Annotated in this window: 12 protein-coding genes and 1 pseudogene; 9 read left to right on the top strand and 4 right to left on the bottom strand. The window is 65.9% G+C overall.

Annotation, left to right across the window (positions count from 1 at the left end; translation table 11 throughout):
- Positions 1-20 precede the first annotated feature (20 nt).
- The gene (cobN, locus tag OG874_RS10045) at positions 21-3809 is read left to right on the top strand and encodes a cobaltochelatase subunit CobN (protein ID WP_330254841.1); all 3789 of its coding nucleotides are present in this window, start codon (positions 21-23) and stop codon (positions 3807-3809) included.
- 172 nt (positions 3810-3981) lie between these two features.
- The gene (locus OG874_RS10050; protein WP_330254842.1) at positions 3982-4509 is read left to right on the top strand and encodes a hypothetical protein; all 528 of its coding nucleotides are present in this window, start codon (positions 3982-3984) and stop codon (positions 4507-4509) included.
- A 111-nt stretch (positions 4510-4620) separates the two neighbouring features.
- Here OG874_RS10050 and OG874_RS10055 read toward each other — a convergent pair whose 3' ends face one another.
- Entirely contained in the window at positions 4621-5613 is a 993-nt protein-coding gene (locus OG874_RS10055; protein WP_330254843.1) for a helix-turn-helix transcriptional regulator, read from the bottom strand.
- Positions 5614-5868: 255 nt separating this feature from the next.
- Between OG874_RS10055 and OG874_RS10060 the strand changes: the two are divergent.
- The 6 genes and pseudogenes from OG874_RS10060 to OG874_RS10085 form a co-directional block, all read left to right on the top strand.
- A pseudogene (locus tag OG874_RS10060) lies at positions 5869-6195 on the top strand (GNAT family N-acetyltransferase); the annotation flags it as partial.
- Between the two features lie 44 nt (positions 6196-6239).
- Positions 6240-7013 (top strand): DUF5984 family protein, encoded by a 774-nt coding sequence (locus tag OG874_RS10065; RefSeq protein WP_330254844.1) that lies wholly within the window; start codon positions 6240-6242, stop codon positions 7011-7013.
- 223 nt (positions 7014-7236) lie between these two features.
- On the top strand, positions 7237-8130 hold the full coding sequence (locus OG874_RS10070; protein WP_330254845.1) for a class I SAM-dependent methyltransferase: 894 nt from the start codon (positions 7237-7239) through the stop codon (positions 8128-8130).
- Between the two features lie 463 nt (positions 8131-8593).
- Positions 8594-9739, top strand: a complete 1146-nt coding sequence (locus tag OG874_RS10075) for a lipase family protein (RefSeq protein WP_330254846.1) — start codon at positions 8594-8596, stop codon at positions 9737-9739.
- A 255-nt stretch (positions 9740-9994) separates the two neighbouring features.
- Positions 9995-11161, top strand: coding sequence for an epoxide hydrolase family protein (locus tag OG874_RS10080; RefSeq protein WP_330254847.1), 1167 nt, complete (start codon positions 9995-9997; stop codon positions 11159-11161).
- 117 nt (positions 11162-11278) lie between these two features.
- On the top strand, positions 11279-11665 hold the full coding sequence (locus OG874_RS10085; RefSeq protein ID WP_330254848.1) for a PPOX class F420-dependent oxidoreductase: 387 nt from the start codon (positions 11279-11281) through the stop codon (positions 11663-11665).
- A gap of 9 nt (positions 11666-11674) precedes the next feature.
- Here the strand turns inward: OG874_RS10085 and OG874_RS10090 are convergent, their stop codons facing one another.
- Both OG874_RS10090 and OG874_RS10095 read right to left on the bottom strand, forming a co-directional pair.
- Positions 11675-11938 carry a helix-turn-helix transcriptional regulator gene (locus tag OG874_RS10090; RefSeq protein ID WP_330254849.1) on the bottom strand — a complete coding sequence of 88 codons (264 nt, stop codon included), beginning with the start codon at positions 11936-11938 and terminating at the stop codon, positions 11675-11677.
- 38 nt (positions 11939-11976) lie between these two features.
- Entirely contained in the window at positions 11977-13605 is a 1629-nt protein-coding gene (locus tag OG874_RS10095; protein WP_330254850.1) for a hypothetical protein, read from the bottom strand.
- 203 nt (positions 13606-13808) lie between these two features.
- Between OG874_RS10095 and map the strand changes: the two genes are divergently transcribed.
- Positions 13809-14573, top strand: coding sequence for a type I methionyl aminopeptidase (gene map, locus OG874_RS10100; protein ID WP_330254851.1), 765 nt, complete (start codon positions 13809-13811; stop codon positions 14571-14573).
- 13 nt (positions 14574-14586) lie between these two features.
- Here map and OG874_RS10105 read toward each other — a convergent pair whose 3' ends face one another.
- On the bottom strand, positions 14587-14976 hold the full coding sequence (locus tag OG874_RS10105) for a hypothetical protein (RefSeq protein ID WP_330254852.1): 390 nt from the start codon (positions 14974-14976) through the stop codon (positions 14587-14589).
- Between the last annotated feature and the right edge of the window lie 7 nt (positions 14977-14983).

Below are 14983 nucleotides of genomic sequence, written 5' to 3' on the forward strand. Positions count from 1 at the left end.
CCCGAGGAAGGCTGCCACCTGTGATTCTGCTGCTGTCGACGTCCGACACCGATCTGTTGAGCGCCCGCGCGAGCGGCGCCGAGTATCGGTGGGGCAACCCGGCTCGGCTGCTGGTCGATGACCTGCCCGCGCTGCTCGACGGCGCAGATCTGGTGATCGTGCGAATTCTCGGCGGCAAGCGGGCCTGGGAGGACGGTCTGGCGGCGGTGCGCGCCAGCGGGGTGCCGATGGTGGCGCTCGGCGGCGAGATCGCGCCCGATGCTGAGTTGATGGAGTGCTCGACAGTGCCCGGTGGTGTGGCCGCCGACGCGCACAACTACCTCGCCGCCGGTGGCGCGGAGAACCTGCGCCAGCTGTACAACTTCCTGTCCGACACCGTCCTGCTCACCGGGCACGGTTTCGAACCGCCGGTGCAACTGCCGAGTTGGGGCGAACTCGAGCGGACCTCCAGCGCGACCGGATCTTCTGGGCAGCCCGCGGGACCCGAGACGTCCGAACGACCGACGGTCGCGGTGATCTATTACCGCGCACAGCATCTCGCCGGGAACACCAATTACATCGACGCGCTGTGCACCGCGATCGAACAGGCCGGTGCGAAACCGCTTCCGCTCTACAGCGCGTCCCTGCGCACCGCCGAGCCGGAACTGCTCGACACCCTCCGCGCGGCCGATGCGCTCGTGGTAACCGTTCTCGCGGCGGGCGGTACCAAACCCGCCGGCGCGTCGGCCGGTGGTGACGACGAGGCCTGGGATGTCGCGGCACTCGCCGAATTGGATGTGCCGATCCTGCAGGGCCTGTGCCTCACCAGCGGCCGCGCCCAATGGGAGGCCAACGACGACGGGCTCTCCCCGCTGGATGTCGCGACCCAGGTCGCTGTCCCGGAGTTCGACGGCCGCATCATCACGGTCCCGTTCTCGTTCAAGGAATTCGACGCCGACGGCCTATCCGCCTATGTGCCCGATCCCGAGCGCGCGGCGCGGGTCGCCGGTATCGCGGTGCGGCACGCGCGACTGCGCTATATCCCGGCCGAACGGCGCCGCATCGCGATCATGATGTCGGCCTACCCGACCAAACACGCGCGCATCGGCAATGCCGTCGGCCTGGACACCCCGGCCAGTGCGATCCGACTGCTCACCGAGATGCGGTCGGCCGGTTACGATCTCGGCGGTGACGGTGAGGTGCCCGGACTGGCGGAGCGCGACGGCGACGCGCTGATCCACGCGCTGATCGCCGCGGGCGGCCAGGATCCCGACTGGCTCACCGCCGAACAGCTCGAGGGCAACCCGATCCGCATCAGCGCCGATCAGTACACGAGCTGGTTCGACACCCTGCCCGATGACCTGCGCGCGGCCGTAATCGAGGCGTGGGGCCCGGCGCCCGGTGCACTCTATGTCGACCGATCCACCGATCCCAACGGCGAAATCGTCATCGCCGCACTGCGTTTCGGCAATATCGTGCTGATGGTGCAGCCGCCGCGCGGTTTCGGCGAGAACCCGGTCGCCATCTATCACGACCCGGATCTGCCGCCCAGCCACCACTACCTCGCCGCCTACCGCTGGATCGCCGCATCGGACGGTTTCGCCGCCGACGCCATGGTGCATCTCGGCAAGCACGGCAACCTGGAGTGGCTGCCGGGCAAAACCCTCGGCATGTCCGCCTCCTGCGGCACCGACGCCGCCCTCGGCGAGCTGCCGCTGATCTACCCGTTCCTGGTCAACGATCCGGGGGAGGGTACCCAGGCCAAGCGCCGCGCCCACGCAACCCTCGTCGACCATCTCATCCCACCCATGGCCAGGGCCGAAAGCTATGGCGATATCTCGCGTTTGGAGCAGCTGCTCGACGAGCACGCCAATATCTCCACCCTCGACCCGGCCAAGCTACCCGCCATCCGCCAGCAGATCTGGACGCTGATGCGCGCGGCCAAGATGGACCACGATCTGGGGCTGGCCGAGCGTCCCGACGAGGACGTCTTCGACGATATGCTGCTGCACGTCGACGGCTGGCTGTGCGAGATCAAGGATGTGCAGATCCGCGACGGCCTGCACATCCTCGGCCAGGCACCGACGGGGGAGTCCGAACTCGATCTGGTGCTCGCCATGCTGCGTGCCCGCCAGCTGTGGGGCGGCGAACGGAATGTGCCGGGCCTGCGGGAAGCCCTGGGGCTGAACGAATCCGGCAGCGAGGCCCGAGAGCGGGTCGACGCCGTGGAGAGCCAGGCCCGCGAGCTCGTCGGCGCGCTGCAGGCCGCCGACTGGTCGGCCGACGCCGTGGACCAGCTCGTCGCCGACTTCGCTGCGTCGCTCGCCGCTCCGGGGGCCGGGGTTGCACCGCACACCGGCGCGCCGACGTCCGCTATCGCTGTCGCAGGCGATGGAACCGCCGCTGCTGGTGTGGGATCCGTCGTCGCCGGCGCGGAATCGGCCGAGGCCGGCGGGCGCGTCGGCGCAGCGGACGCCGATGCCCGCTTCGCCGCTGTACGCATGGTGCTGCGCTTCGCGGCGACCGAGGTGGTGCCGCGCCTGCGTCAGACCGGGATCGAGATCGATCGAATCCTGCACGCGCTCAACGGTGGTTTCATTCCGGCGGGTCCGAGCGGGTCGCCGCTGCGCGGTCTGATCAATGTCCTGCCGACCGGTCGGAATTTCTACTCGGTCGATCCGAAGGCGGTCCCGTCGCGACTGGCCTGGGAGACCGGTCAGGCAATGGCGGATTCGCTGCTCGAGCGATATAAATCCGATCACGGCGAGTATCCGCGCTCGGTCGGGCTTTCGGTGTGGGGCACCTCGGCCATGCGCACCTCCGGCGACGATATCGCGGAAGTGCTTGCGCTGCTGGGCGTGCGCCCCGTGTGGGACGAGGCGAGCCGCCGCGTCACCACCCTCGAGGTGATCTCGCCGGCCGAGCTGGGCCGCCCGCGCATCGACGTCACGGTCCGTATCAGCGGCTTCTTCCGCGACGCCTTCCCACACGTGCTCGCACTGTTGGACGATGCGGTCCGGCTGGTCGCCGAACTCGACGAGCCCGCCGAGTCGAATTACGTGCGCGCCCATGCGCAGGCCGATCTCGCCGAGCACGGTGACACGCGCCGCGCCACCACCCGCATCTTCGGCTCCAAGCCCGGCACCTATGGCGCGGGCCTGCTGCAGCTGATCGACTCCAAGAGCTGGCGCACCGACGACGACCTCGCGCAGGTCTACACCGCGTGGGGCGGCTATGCCTACGGTCGCGACCTCGACGGCGCGCCCGCCGCCGACGATATGCGTACCGCCTACCGCCGAATCACGGTGGCGGCCAAGAACACCGACACCCGCGAGCACGATATCGCCGACTCCGATGACTATTTCCAGTACCACGGCGGCATGGTCGCCACCGTGCGCGCGCTCACCGGGAAGAATCCGGAGGCCTACATCGGCGACAGCACCCGACCCGACGCCGTGCGCACCCGCACCCTCTCGGAGGAGACCTCGCGTGTCTTCCGCGCCCGGGTGGTGAACCCGCGCTGGCTCGAGGCGATGCGCAGGCACGGCTACAAGGGTGCCTTCGAGATGGCGGCCACCGTCGACTACCTGTTCGGCTATGACGCCACCACCAATGTCGTCGCCGACTGGATGTACGAAAAACTGGCGGAGAGCTACGTTTTCGATGATGTGAACCGCAAGTTCATGGAGCAGTCCAATCCGTGGGCGCTACACGGCATTGCCGAACGTCTGCTGGAGGCGGCGCAGCGTGAGCTCTGGGAGCATCCGGAGCAGCAGACGCTGGACCGACTGCGTCAGATCTACCTGGAGACCGAGGGTGAACTGGAATAGCGGAAAAGCAATCCCCCAGTTCCTTGGGTATTTCCAATATTTTGATCTTGCAACATAATTCGATTTCCTGATTCCCGCGACGCCGATCGCGTAGAGAGCGCATGATGATCGATGTCCCATGTCCGTTTCTCGGGGAACATCAATCGAATCGGCTGGATGATTGGAAATCCTGATGAAGATCAAAAAACTGGTAGCGACAACGGTTTTGACCATTGCCGCGACAGGTATCACTGCGGCCACCGCCTACGGCTCGCCTGAAGTGGCGTCCGAAACCGTGCTCAACGGGGTGGATCGCGGCATCGAATACACCGCGGCGGTGGCGGCCGACCGCTCGGACGCCACCATCACACTGGCCTCCGGCAGATTCGTGCTGACGCCGGACGCGGGCATCACCGTGTTGGCACCCGACGGCTCGGTGGTCGCCACCGTGCCGACCACGCTGCAGACCGCGGCGGGCCAAGTGCAGGTCACACCCGAAGTCGATGCCGCGGCAACGACATTGACACTGACGCCGGTCAACGCGCCGGTCGCGCAGTGGGCCCCGCTGCAATACATCGGTGACGCGGGCACCACGGTCGCGGGTGTCTTGATCGGATGCGCCGTCGGCGCGCTGATCGGGCTCCTGTTCTTCATCGTCGGATTCCTTCCCGGTTGCGTCATCGGAGGAATCATCGGCGGCATCGCGGGCGCCAACCAATGACGGGGTATACAACCGCCTGAATAAGTATCGAGCGAGTACCCTCGGCCGGGCTTTCGCCTGAATTCGCCCGACCGGGGTTCCCGCTTATCGAAATTCAGGACACATCGCATTTCAATTCTCGCCCGCCGCTTTCCGAAACCGTTCCGCGGTTGCCCGGAGGTGCGCCGCGAGTTCCGGCGCGTCGAGCACTTCGAAATCGGCGTCGAGCAGACCGAGATACAGCGTCAACATATGCGGAGTGTCCGAACCGACCTGGATCACACAGTGATTCGAGCCGTCGGCTTCGACCGTGACGGCGGCGGGCAGGCGCGCACGCACGTCGGTAGCGGGTGCCGCGACACGCACCGTGGCCCGGTAGCGCCAGGTCGCCGCGCCGACCCCGCGCTGGATCCGTTCGGCCACCTCACTTTCCGGAACGGTGCGTGGCGTGAAGCGCCGACCATTCGGGGTGCGCGGCGTCATCCGGTCGACCCGGAAGGTGCGCCAGTCCGCCCGCCCGATATCCCAGGCGACCAGATACCAGCGGCCGTTCCAGTGCGCCAAGCGGTGCGGCTCGACTTCGCGCCGTGACATCACCGCGGCCGCGTCACCGGCCCGCCGCGCCGCTGCGGCCGAATGGGTTTCGTAATCGAACCGCAGCCGCTCACTCGCCCGGATGGCGGCGGCGGTAGTGGTCAGCACGCCCGCGTCGACCGCCGACCGACCCGGCGTCGGCACATGCACGGTCGCCGAGGTCAATGCCTGCACCCGATGCCGCAGCCGCGACGGCAGCACCTGTTCGAGCTTGGCCAGCGCCCGCACCGAGGTCTCCTCGATCCCGGTCACCGCCCCATTGGCCGCGGTCGCCAACCCCACTGCCACCGCAACGGCCTCCTCGTCATCCAAAAGCAATGGCGGCAGCGAAGATCCGGCGCCCAGCCGATACCCACCCGCAACCCCCGGCGTCGCATCCACCGGATACCCGAGCCTGCGCAACCGCTCGATATCCGTACGAATAGTCCGCGTCGAAACCCCGAGCCGCTCAGCCAACGCGGGCCCGGTCCAATCCCGATGCATCTGCAGCAACGACAACAACCGCAACAACCGTGCCGAAGTCTCCAACATCCCTCGATGATCCCAGCAATCGCGGAACAAAGCCTTCCGCATTCGTCGAGCAGGCATCGGGTCCGCCGACCGCCGTCGACGGACCTTGTGACGCGAGCGCTCAGCCGGAAGGTTCTACTCGGGGACGGCTCGCGGCCGGGTACGGCTCCCGCTCCGGCTGCTGGCAACTGGACGGCGGCGACGGCCATTCGACATCGTCGATACCGCGAGATCGTGGTCATGCGCGCGTCCGGTCAATAGGGTGGCGTCGGCACGGCGCTCATCGACCGACTCGACGAAATCGCTCGCGCGCAGGGGTGTTCACGTCGGTGGTTGGTGACAACCAACGACAACCTCGATGCGATCAGGTTCTACCAGCGGCGCGGGTTCCGGCTCACCGCGATCCTCGGTGTGGATTGTCCGCTACTCGGCCAGATCCCGTTCGACCCCGACGTATGCGCCACGAGAGATCAGGGCATACCGATGGTGATCACCGATCCGGAATCGACCACTTCGGCAGCGTTCCGCGCCATCGCGACCACATTGGCCGACAGGCCTCGCGGCATCGCCGGGATGAGCCTGGCGGTGTATCCGACCGGCTGATTTCGCTATCGCGGAATGGACACGATCAAACCCCCCGCGGTTGTATGTCAGCCGTGATCCGGTTTCGATTCGGTCTGGTGCCTCTCGACGAGGTCACCCCATGGGGTGAGCGCAATGTGCTGCACTGGTTCGGCTTGACCCAAGGCTGGTACTGCATCGACATCGACGGTCATGAACTGCTGCGTTACTCCGACCACACGATGGGCCTGTGGAGTACCGACTCGGCCGGTGCGAGAGCCCATCCATGGGTGGACTACTACGTCGTCCGGCTGTGGGAAGACGTGCTGGAGGTGCTGCCGCACGCACTCGAACCGGTTCCGGAAGATCTGGTCGAGTTCGTGGCGAGCGAATCCGCGAACTGGTGCGAAACCGACGACCCGGCTGCCGACGCCGCACTGTCCGCGCACGCAGACCGCACGGTCGATACCGGTTACCTGCGTGTAGGGCCGTACCTGCGGTGGTGGCGCGAAGCCCATGCCGAAGACACCATCGTGATCGCCTGGCGGCACACCGAGGATCCGCACGGCGAAATCTCATTCACCGCACCGGAATGCGGCCGAGCATCGGTTTCCACCGAGGAATTCGTCTCGGCAGTCACCGATTTCGATCGTTCCCTGTTCGACGCCATGCAGACCCGAGTCACACAGTTGGCCTCAACCGGCCCACGAACCGACGTCGAACTGAATGTCGAAGATCTGCATCGGGAGCACAAGGACCGGCAAACCTGGTTTCCTCGCGCACTGAGCCGACGCGTATGCACGGACTGGGATGCCGTACGCGCCGGCGCCCGCATCTTGTCCGGCCAAGGCATGGTATGAATCGGCGGCTGTCGAGCTTCGAGCCCCCTGCCGACCACCCGTGGTACGCGGTGGCCGTGCTCCCGAGACGCGGTCGTATGATCAAGTTCGTAACCAGCTCTACCCATCGACATCAGCATATTTGCCACGCCGAACAAGAGGGCTCCCGCTTCCTCGCTCGAGCGTAATCCCGGATTCCGACTTGTCAGCCATGGCAATCAGGACACTTCGAGGGGACAGCATTATGCGTAGCGAAGGCGATACCTGGGACATTGTGAGCAGCGTCGGCATGACCGCGCTCGGCGTCGCGGCCGCACGGGCTATCGAGACGAAACGGCCCGATGCCCTCGTCCATGACGAGTACGCCGCCCAGTTCGTGGTGGCATCCGGCGATTCGGATATGAACCGACTGATCAACGATCCGACGCTGTGGGCGCAGATCCCGTTCACCTCTGGATTCATCGGATATCGAAGTAGGTTCTTCGACGAATTCTTCTTGTCCATGGCGGCGGACGCAGTGACCCAGGCGGTGATTCTGGCTGCCGGGCTGGATGCCAGGGCCTACCGGCTGGATTGGCCGGCGGGCGCGGTTGTATTCGAGATCGACCAGCCCAAGGTGCTGGAGTTCAAACGTCAGGTGCTCACCGAATCCGGCGCCGTGCCGCGATCGGACCGGCGCGAGGTGGCCGTCGATCTGCGAGGCGACTGGCCCGCGGCGCTTGTCGAGGCGGGGTTCGATCCGAGCTCGCCCACCGCATGGTCGGCGGAGGGGCTGCTGCCATACCTGCCAGGCGCCGCACAGGATGCCTTGTTCGCACGGATCGGTCAGCTTTCGGTGCCCGGTAGCAAGGTGGCGGCGGAGACTGTCGGCAAGGGTGTCGATATCGCCCGCATCGCCGAGCAGGAGTCCGAACACTTGAAAGACACTCCGTTCGGCAAGGTCGACCTCGCGTCACTGTTCTACACCGACGAACGCACCGATCCGGCTGAATTGCTCGCCGCCCACGGTTGGACCACCTCATCCCTGCGCCTGCAGGAACTGGCCGAACGCTACAACCGTCCAGTGGCACCGGTCGCGGAGCCACTGGCGGAAATATTCGACAGCACGCGATATCTGACAGCTATCAAGCCGTTCTGATTCGCCGGCGCCCGCATCTGTGAATTCGGCCGGTTACGAAGCGGCAGTTCACATTTGAGCTATGTGATCTACACGATCGCTACCGTCGAACGGCCGACGGCCGGAAGTTCACCGAGCGGGTCTGCGAGACCCGATACCTCGACAACTCGCCGCTGGTGGGCTCACCGCCGGAAGAGAACGGAGTGGGCATGGATGTATCCGACCCGTTTCGGCGAGCCACGAGCGGGCAGTGTCCGAGATCCCGCCCCGAAGTGTCATTTTCGGCGCATCCGACTCTTTCCACATCGTGTCGCTGTAGATTTGCCGGCGGTGGGATTTGGATTCAGCCTGGCTTGTCGACTAATACCGCGAACAATCCGTGGAGGTCAAGGTCGTGACTCGTCCGTTTCATCTTCGTTTCCTCGGCAGCAGGTGCAGCGGTTGGGCCGCTGTTCTCGGTGCATTCGGCGTTGCACTCACGCTGATGCTGGCGACGACGGCCACCGCGGAACCGCTGTATCCGCAGCCCGATCCCGACCCGTTCTACACCGCCCCGGCGGATCTGGGCGCGCACCAACCCGGTGACGTCCTCGACGTGCGGGCAATGCCGCCGGTGCCACTCTTCCCCGGCGCCACCGTTACATTGGTCAAATTCCGGTCGACCGACTCGCACGGCGGGCCGATCGCGGCGACCACCACGATCCTCACCCCCTTCGGCCACCAGCCCGACGGGCCGTTGCTGTCGTATCAGCATTTCATCAACTCGCTGGGCACCGGCTGCGCGATATCGCACATGCTGTACAGCGGCGATGTGAATCTGTCGACGACGGCGTCGATGTTGAACGTCATGCTGCAGGAGGGGTGGAGTATCGCGATGCCGGATCATCTCGGACCGCAGTTCGCTCTCGGAGCGGCGCATTTGGGTGGCCACATCGTGTTGGACGGCATCCGGGCGGCGAAACGTCTGCCCGAACTCGCTGTGCAGCACAGCCCTGTCGCGATGGCGGGCTACTCCGGTGGCGGCCTGGCCACCTCATGGGCGGCAGTGCTGCAGCCGTCGTACGCGGCTGAGCTGCAGCTCGCGGGCGCGGCCATCGGTGGTGTCCCGGTGAATTTGGTGACGATGGCGCAGGCGCTGGGCCTCGAGCCGCACCCGGCCTTCGGCCTGGCCATGGCGACGGCAATCGGTCTGGAGCGGGAGTATCCGGACGAAATGCCGACCAGCTTGTATCTGAATCCGCGTGGCATAGCGCTTCGTGACGCCATGGCCAATCGCTGCACCAATGAGATCCTCGTCATCGGAGCCAACGGTAGTGCGCGTGAGTTCGTCACCACCACTTCGGTCTTCGACAGGCCCGAAGCCCGGTCGGTGGTAGAGGACAACAGTCTGGAGATCTACCCCGGGGTGCCGGAAATTCCCATGTTCGAATGGCATTCGCCGAGCGACCCGCTGATTCCGGTCGATGCCATCAACATAACCAACCGCCGCTGGTGCAATGCCGGGGTGCAGCTGCAGACGCGGTTGGTGTCGGTGCCCGAGCATTTGTCCGCGGCGGTAGCGGGCGCCCCTGAGGTACTGAGGTGGCTCAACGGCCGCGTTCACGGAGAGCCCGCGCCTGTCGCCTGCTGACATCCCGATCAGATCCTGCGGGCTCGATATCGAGGTGTTCATCCCGATCTTCGTGATGAGCCGCAGCACGGGCCGCGCATTGTCAATTCGCTGCTCGGTGTCCAGGCCTGCGCTGTGAGATTTTGGCAGCGATTGCATGGGCGCGGTCGCCGTCTTTCCTGCGCCAGAGGGCGAGGTCGTTTCCGATGCGGACGGTACGGAAGGAACTCCGTAATGCGGAAGCAGGTCTTCCGTAATGGGGTCGAGAGTGGTCGCATGACGAAAACAGCGGCCATCCGCCCCTTCCGGATCGACATTCCGCAGCCCGAGCTCGATGAGTTGCGTACGCGGCTCACGCACGCTCGGTTGCCGCACCCGGTGCCCGGCACCGAAGCCGATTGGAGCCGTGGCATCGCGCCCGGCTACCTTCGGGAGCTGGCCGAATACTGGCGCGACGGGTTCGACTGGCGGGCGCAGGAGGCGAAGCTCAATGCCTTCGACCAGTTCACGACCGAGATCGACGGGCAGAGCATCCATTTCTTCCATGTTCGCTCGTCCGAGCCGGATGCGGTGCCGCTGCTGATCACCCACGGATACCCGAGCTCGATCGTCGAATTCCTCGAGCTGATCGGCCCGCTGACCGACCCGCGGGCGCACGGCGGGGATCCGGCGGACGCATTCCATGTCGTGATTCCATCTCTGCCCGGCTTCGGTTTCTCCACGCCGCTGGCCTCGACCGGATGGGAGCTGGCGCGTACGACGGAGGCCTTCGCCGAACTCATGGCCCGGCTCGGCTATGAGAAGTTCGTCGCCCAGGGTGGTGACGTCGGCGCGGGGGTGACCGGACGGCTCGCCGCCACCCATCCCGAGCGGATCATCGCGACGCATGTGAACAGCGACCGCGGCTCCCTCGGCCTGGTGGGCGAACAGCTGCCGATGCCCGAGGGCTTGACCGAGGGCGAACTAGCCGCCATCCAGGCCCAGCAAGCCAGGTGGAATCAACAGAAGGGCTACCTGGTACTGCAGACCACCCAGCCCAACGGCATCGCCGCCGCGCTGACCGATTCGCCGATCGCCCAGCTGGCGTGGATCGCCGAGAAGTTCCAGGTCTGGACCGATCCGGCCCGCGCCGAGGGCGAGGCGGTGGACCGCGATCTGCTGCTGACCGATATCAGCATCTACTGGTTCACCCGCAGCGGCGCCTCCGCCGCGCAGTTCCTCTGGGAGACAGCACATTCCGGCATGGACTGGGTGGCGCCGTCGAGTGTGCCGCAGGGGTGGGCGGTCTTCAATACCGATCCGCTGATGCGCCGGGTGATGAACCCGGACGGGCATATCGAGCACTTCACCGAATACACCGAGGGCGGTCACTTCGCCGCAATGGAACAGCCGGAGCTGTTCCTGGATGACGTCCGAACCTTCTTCCGGGCCTATCGCGGCTGAGTGGGCAAAACGATGGGGCGTGCATGGGCGCGCCCCATTCATACGTCAGGGCGCGTACGAACGAGTTCTGTCCGTGTACGGATGTCGCGGGCACCGCCACGGCCTACCGTTTTCGGTATGACCTGGAACGACATGAGCACGAGCAGCTTCGCCCTGCTGACTACCTACAAGAAGGACGGCACGCCGGTCGGCACACCTGTCTGGGTGGCCCCGGACGGCGACGAGATCGTGGTGTGGACCAATCCGAAGACCTGGAAGGTCAAGCGCATCCGACGCAACCCGCAGGTCACCCTGCAGGTGTGCGACGGCCGTGGTCGCCCGAAAGGGGATGCGGTATTCGTGGGGAAGGCCGAGGTCCTCGACGCGGCGGGTACGCAACGTGTGCGCGAGATCGTCGCCCGCAAGTACGGCATCATCGGGAAACTGCTGATCTGGGGTCACAAGCTGCTCCGGGGTGCGGATGCGTCCGTCGGCATCGCGATCGCGCCCGCGACCGGCGAATAGTCGCCCGGTTCAGGCGGATTCGGCGAGACCCGCCGAGCACCAGGTCTCGGCGAGTTCCTGCAGCGGAATGTCGAGGACGGCGGCCAAGGACACAACCGTGCCGAACGCGGGTGTCGGCAGCCGTCCGGTCTCGATCTTGCGCAGCGTCTCGGGCGAGATTCCGGCCGCCTGAGCGATCTGCGCCGGATCGCGATCGGCGCGCGCCCCCCGCAGCCGGGCGCCGAGGCGACGACCGGCCTCGACCTGGGCGGGAGTCAGCGGAAGTCGGACCATGACACCAGACTATGGGCGGTATTTAAATACCGCAAGCATCAGCGGTCGAACTTCACCCGGAACGGTCCGCCGACGCTGTTGAACAGCAGATCGCCATTCGGAAGGAACTCGATCAGCGCGTAGGCGCCGTTACCCAGATTGCTCTGTCCGAAGATGGTACGGAGTACCGTCTTTCCGGACTGCCAGTCCAGCCCCGTCACTTCCCAGCCGTCGGCCTTGGTGTAGCCGTTGACGAATACGACGCCGGATTTGGTGCTCTCGGTGGGCACCATGCTCGTCGACACCACATCGCCGCGCGACCACAGCGAGGTCCAGTGGTTGTTGGCCGGATCCCATTGGAACCGTTCGATACCCGACGGCGGTGCGAAGACCGGTCCGCCCGCGAGCGCATCGACGAGCCGGTCCGGCGAGCCCTGCGGCCGGGCATTGTTGACCACGAACGCGCCGTAGCCGTCCACCACGACCGACTGCTCGCTCTGGATGAACTCCGGTGCCTGATTCAGCCCGGCGGTGACCTGGATCTGGTCGGCGATCCGGTTGGATTTGGTGCCCGGCTTCGGCTGGAACCCTTCGGGAATGGCGTCGCGCCAGAATGCGACCAGCTTCATCCGGTTCGCACCGTCGGTGAGCACCACGAGTCGGTCGTCCTTGCCGTAGCCCATGAGCGTCGGGGTCGAGCCGGTGCCGACGCCGAACTTCACCGCGGGTGGCTGCTGGCCGAAGTCATACGGTGCTGACCAAGCGCCGTCGCCGGCATCGGCGGAGAGTTTGCTTCCGGTCCACACGATTTTGCGCATGATCTTGTCCGAGGCGGCGTAGATACCGCCCGCCTCGTCGACCGCCATCGCATTGGAGACGACCTCGTCCGCGCCGAAGCGGACCCGCTGCGGTTCGCCCTGCAGACTGCGGTCGATGATCGAGAGCCCGCGCGTGCTGAGCACGGCCAGTTTGCCGTCATAGGTCATGTTCAGGCCGACGACAGTTTCGGGTAGACCGCCGATACCAGCGCCGGTGCCGAGCCACGGCTTGAAGTCGAGGCTGCGCAGAATCCGGACGCCTGCAGCGGGATTGTTCGCATTCGTCAGGCCGAAGACGACGATCTGCGCGTCCTGGGTGACGTAGTAGACCCGATTGTCCTTGTCCACCAGGCTGTAGACGCCATTGGTGATGCGGGTCCAGTCGATGCCCCAGTCGTTGTGCACGGCGTTCTGCACTTGGCCGACGTCGGTGAAGCTCTGGTCGAGCACCTGGTCGAGGGCCTGCGGCGACAGTGATTTCACCCCGGGCGCGTCCGCGCGGGCGATCTCGTGGAACATGCCGTCGCCCACCTGGACGTAGACCACGCCCTGGGTGGAGGAGATCCACATGTAGTCCGGATTGGTGGCGGCCAGCGTCATGATGTTGACCGGTCCCGAAGCGACGCGCTGCTGCTGCTTCGGATCGAAATGGAACTCGCCCTGCGGTGTTTGAAACGGGAAGGTGTCGGACTGGGCCGGATCGATGTGGGTGAGGCCGTAGGTCGCGGCAGCGAGGTAGGGATTGCGGGCGGGACCAGAGGCACTGCCGGACTGGTTCTGGTTCTTCGCTGAATCGCCGCCACAGGCGGGCGTGGCGAGAGCGAGGGCCATCGCGACGGCGACGACAAGAGCTTTGCGACGCATCCTCATGAGGTGCTCCTACGTGCGCTGATGGCGCTGTCGGGCAGTCGATCGGGCGGAACGCATACCGCGCGGGGCGGCGAACAACGATACAACCAGTGCTCTTTTGTGCTCGCGAACATAACACATGGCCAGGTCAAACGGGGTGAGTGGTATTAAAATACCGAAGCGGGCTATGCTTGGTATTAAAATACCGATGTGGAGGATTGGGCATGGTGGAGTTGAAGTCGCCGGCGGAGATCGAACGAATGCGGGTGGCGGGGCGGTTCGTCGCCGAGATCCTGGGCGAACTGCGCGAGCGTGCGCAGGTCGGGGTGAACCTGCTGGAGTTGGAAGCTCATGTGCGGGAGCGGATTCGGGAGCGTGGCGCGGTGTCGTGCTATTGGGACTACGCACCGTCCTTCGGACGCGGACCGTTCCGCAACACCATCTGCCTATCGGTGAACGACGCTGTCCTGCACGGACTTCCGTTCGACTACGTGCTGCGGGACGGGGATGTGCTGAGCATGGATCTGGCGCTCGGCATCGACGGGTGGGTCGCCGATTCGGCCGTCAGCGTGATCGTCGGCAGTGCCGCGCCGGAGGATCTGCGGCTGGTCAAGGCGACCGAGGATGCGCTGGCGGCGGCCATCGCGGTAGCGCTGCCGGGCAATCGGATCGGCGATATCTCCGCGGCCATCGCGGAGGTGGCGGGGGCGAACGGCTATCGCGTGAACACCGAATTCGGCGGGCACGGACTCGGGCGCACGATGCACGAGGATCCGCACGTGCCCAACGCGGGCCGCGCGGGTCGCGGATTTCCGCTGCGGCCCGGATTGACCATCGCGATCGAGCCGTGGTTCGCCCGCACCACCGATCGGGTCTATACCGATCCGGACGGCTGGACCATTCGCTCCGCCGACGGCTCGCGCACCGCGCATTCCGAACATACGGTCGCGATCACCGGGGACGGGCCGCAGGTGCTCACCACCGCGTGAAATCCGCGGCTGCTCAGTCCGTTTCGGACAACCACTCGGCGAGATCGGTGGCGGCGCGCAGTTCCGCGGCGACTGCGGCGCGCTCATCCTCCGTGAGCGTCATCGCTCGGAGTTCGGCGCGTAGTTTCTCGGCTCGCTCGGAATCGTCCGTGGCGTCGGCCAATTCGGTGAGTGCGGCGAGCGCTCGTGCCTTGTCGACCGGCGGCGCTTCCGCGCCGTAGCGGCCCAGGCCGACCTCGAGCACGCGGATCGCGGCCGCGTCGTCGTTCTTGAAATCGCGCAGGATACGGGCGTTGTCCAGTACCCGTGCCAAGCCTTCGAGTTCGCGGGAGCCGCCGTAGTCGAGCTCCTCGGGCTCGTCGCGCTGGATGTAGATGATGGTGTTGCCCACCGGGTCGATCACGCTGAAT

The organism is Nocardia sp. NBC_00565 (assembly GCF_036345915.1).
In the GTDB taxonomy this organism is placed as follows: domain Bacteria; phylum Actinomycetota; class Actinomycetes; order Mycobacteriales; family Mycobacteriaceae; genus Nocardia.

Coding starts and splice junctions, on each gene's coding strand:
- OG874_RS10050 (WP_330254842.1), top strand. CDS start 3,982: ATGAAGATCAAAAAACTGGTAGCGACAACGGTTTTGACCATTGCCGCG.
- OG874_RS10055 (WP_330254843.1), bottom strand. CDS start 5,613: ATGTTGGAGACTTCGGCACGGTTGTTGCGGTTGTTGTCGTTGCTGCAG.
- OG874_RS10065 (WP_330254844.1), top strand. CDS start 6,240: ATGTCAGCCGTGATCCGGTTTCGATTCGGTCTGGTGCCTCTCGACGAG.
- OG874_RS10070 (WP_330254845.1), top strand. CDS start 7,237: ATGCGTAGCGAAGGCGATACCTGGGACATTGTGAGCAGCGTCGGCATG.
- OG874_RS10075 (WP_330254846.1), top strand. CDS start 8,594: ATGCTGGCGACGACGGCCACCGCGGAACCGCTGTATCCGCAGCCCGAT.
- OG874_RS10080 (WP_330254847.1), top strand. CDS start 9,995: ATGACGAAAACAGCGGCCATCCGCCCCTTCCGGATCGACATTCCGCAG.
- OG874_RS10085 (WP_330254848.1), top strand. CDS start 11,279: ATGACCTGGAACGACATGAGCACGAGCAGCTTCGCCCTGCTGACTACC.
- OG874_RS10090 (WP_330254849.1), bottom strand. CDS start 11,938: ATGGTCCGACTTCCGCTGACTCCCGCCCAGGTCGAGGCCGGTCGTCGC.
- OG874_RS10095 (WP_330254850.1), bottom strand. CDS start 13,605: ATGAGGATGCGTCGCAAAGCTCTTGTCGTCGCCGTCGCGATGGCCCTC.
- map (WP_330254851.1), top strand. CDS start 13,809: ATGGTGGAGTTGAAGTCGCCGGCGGAGATCGAACGAATGCGGGTGGCG.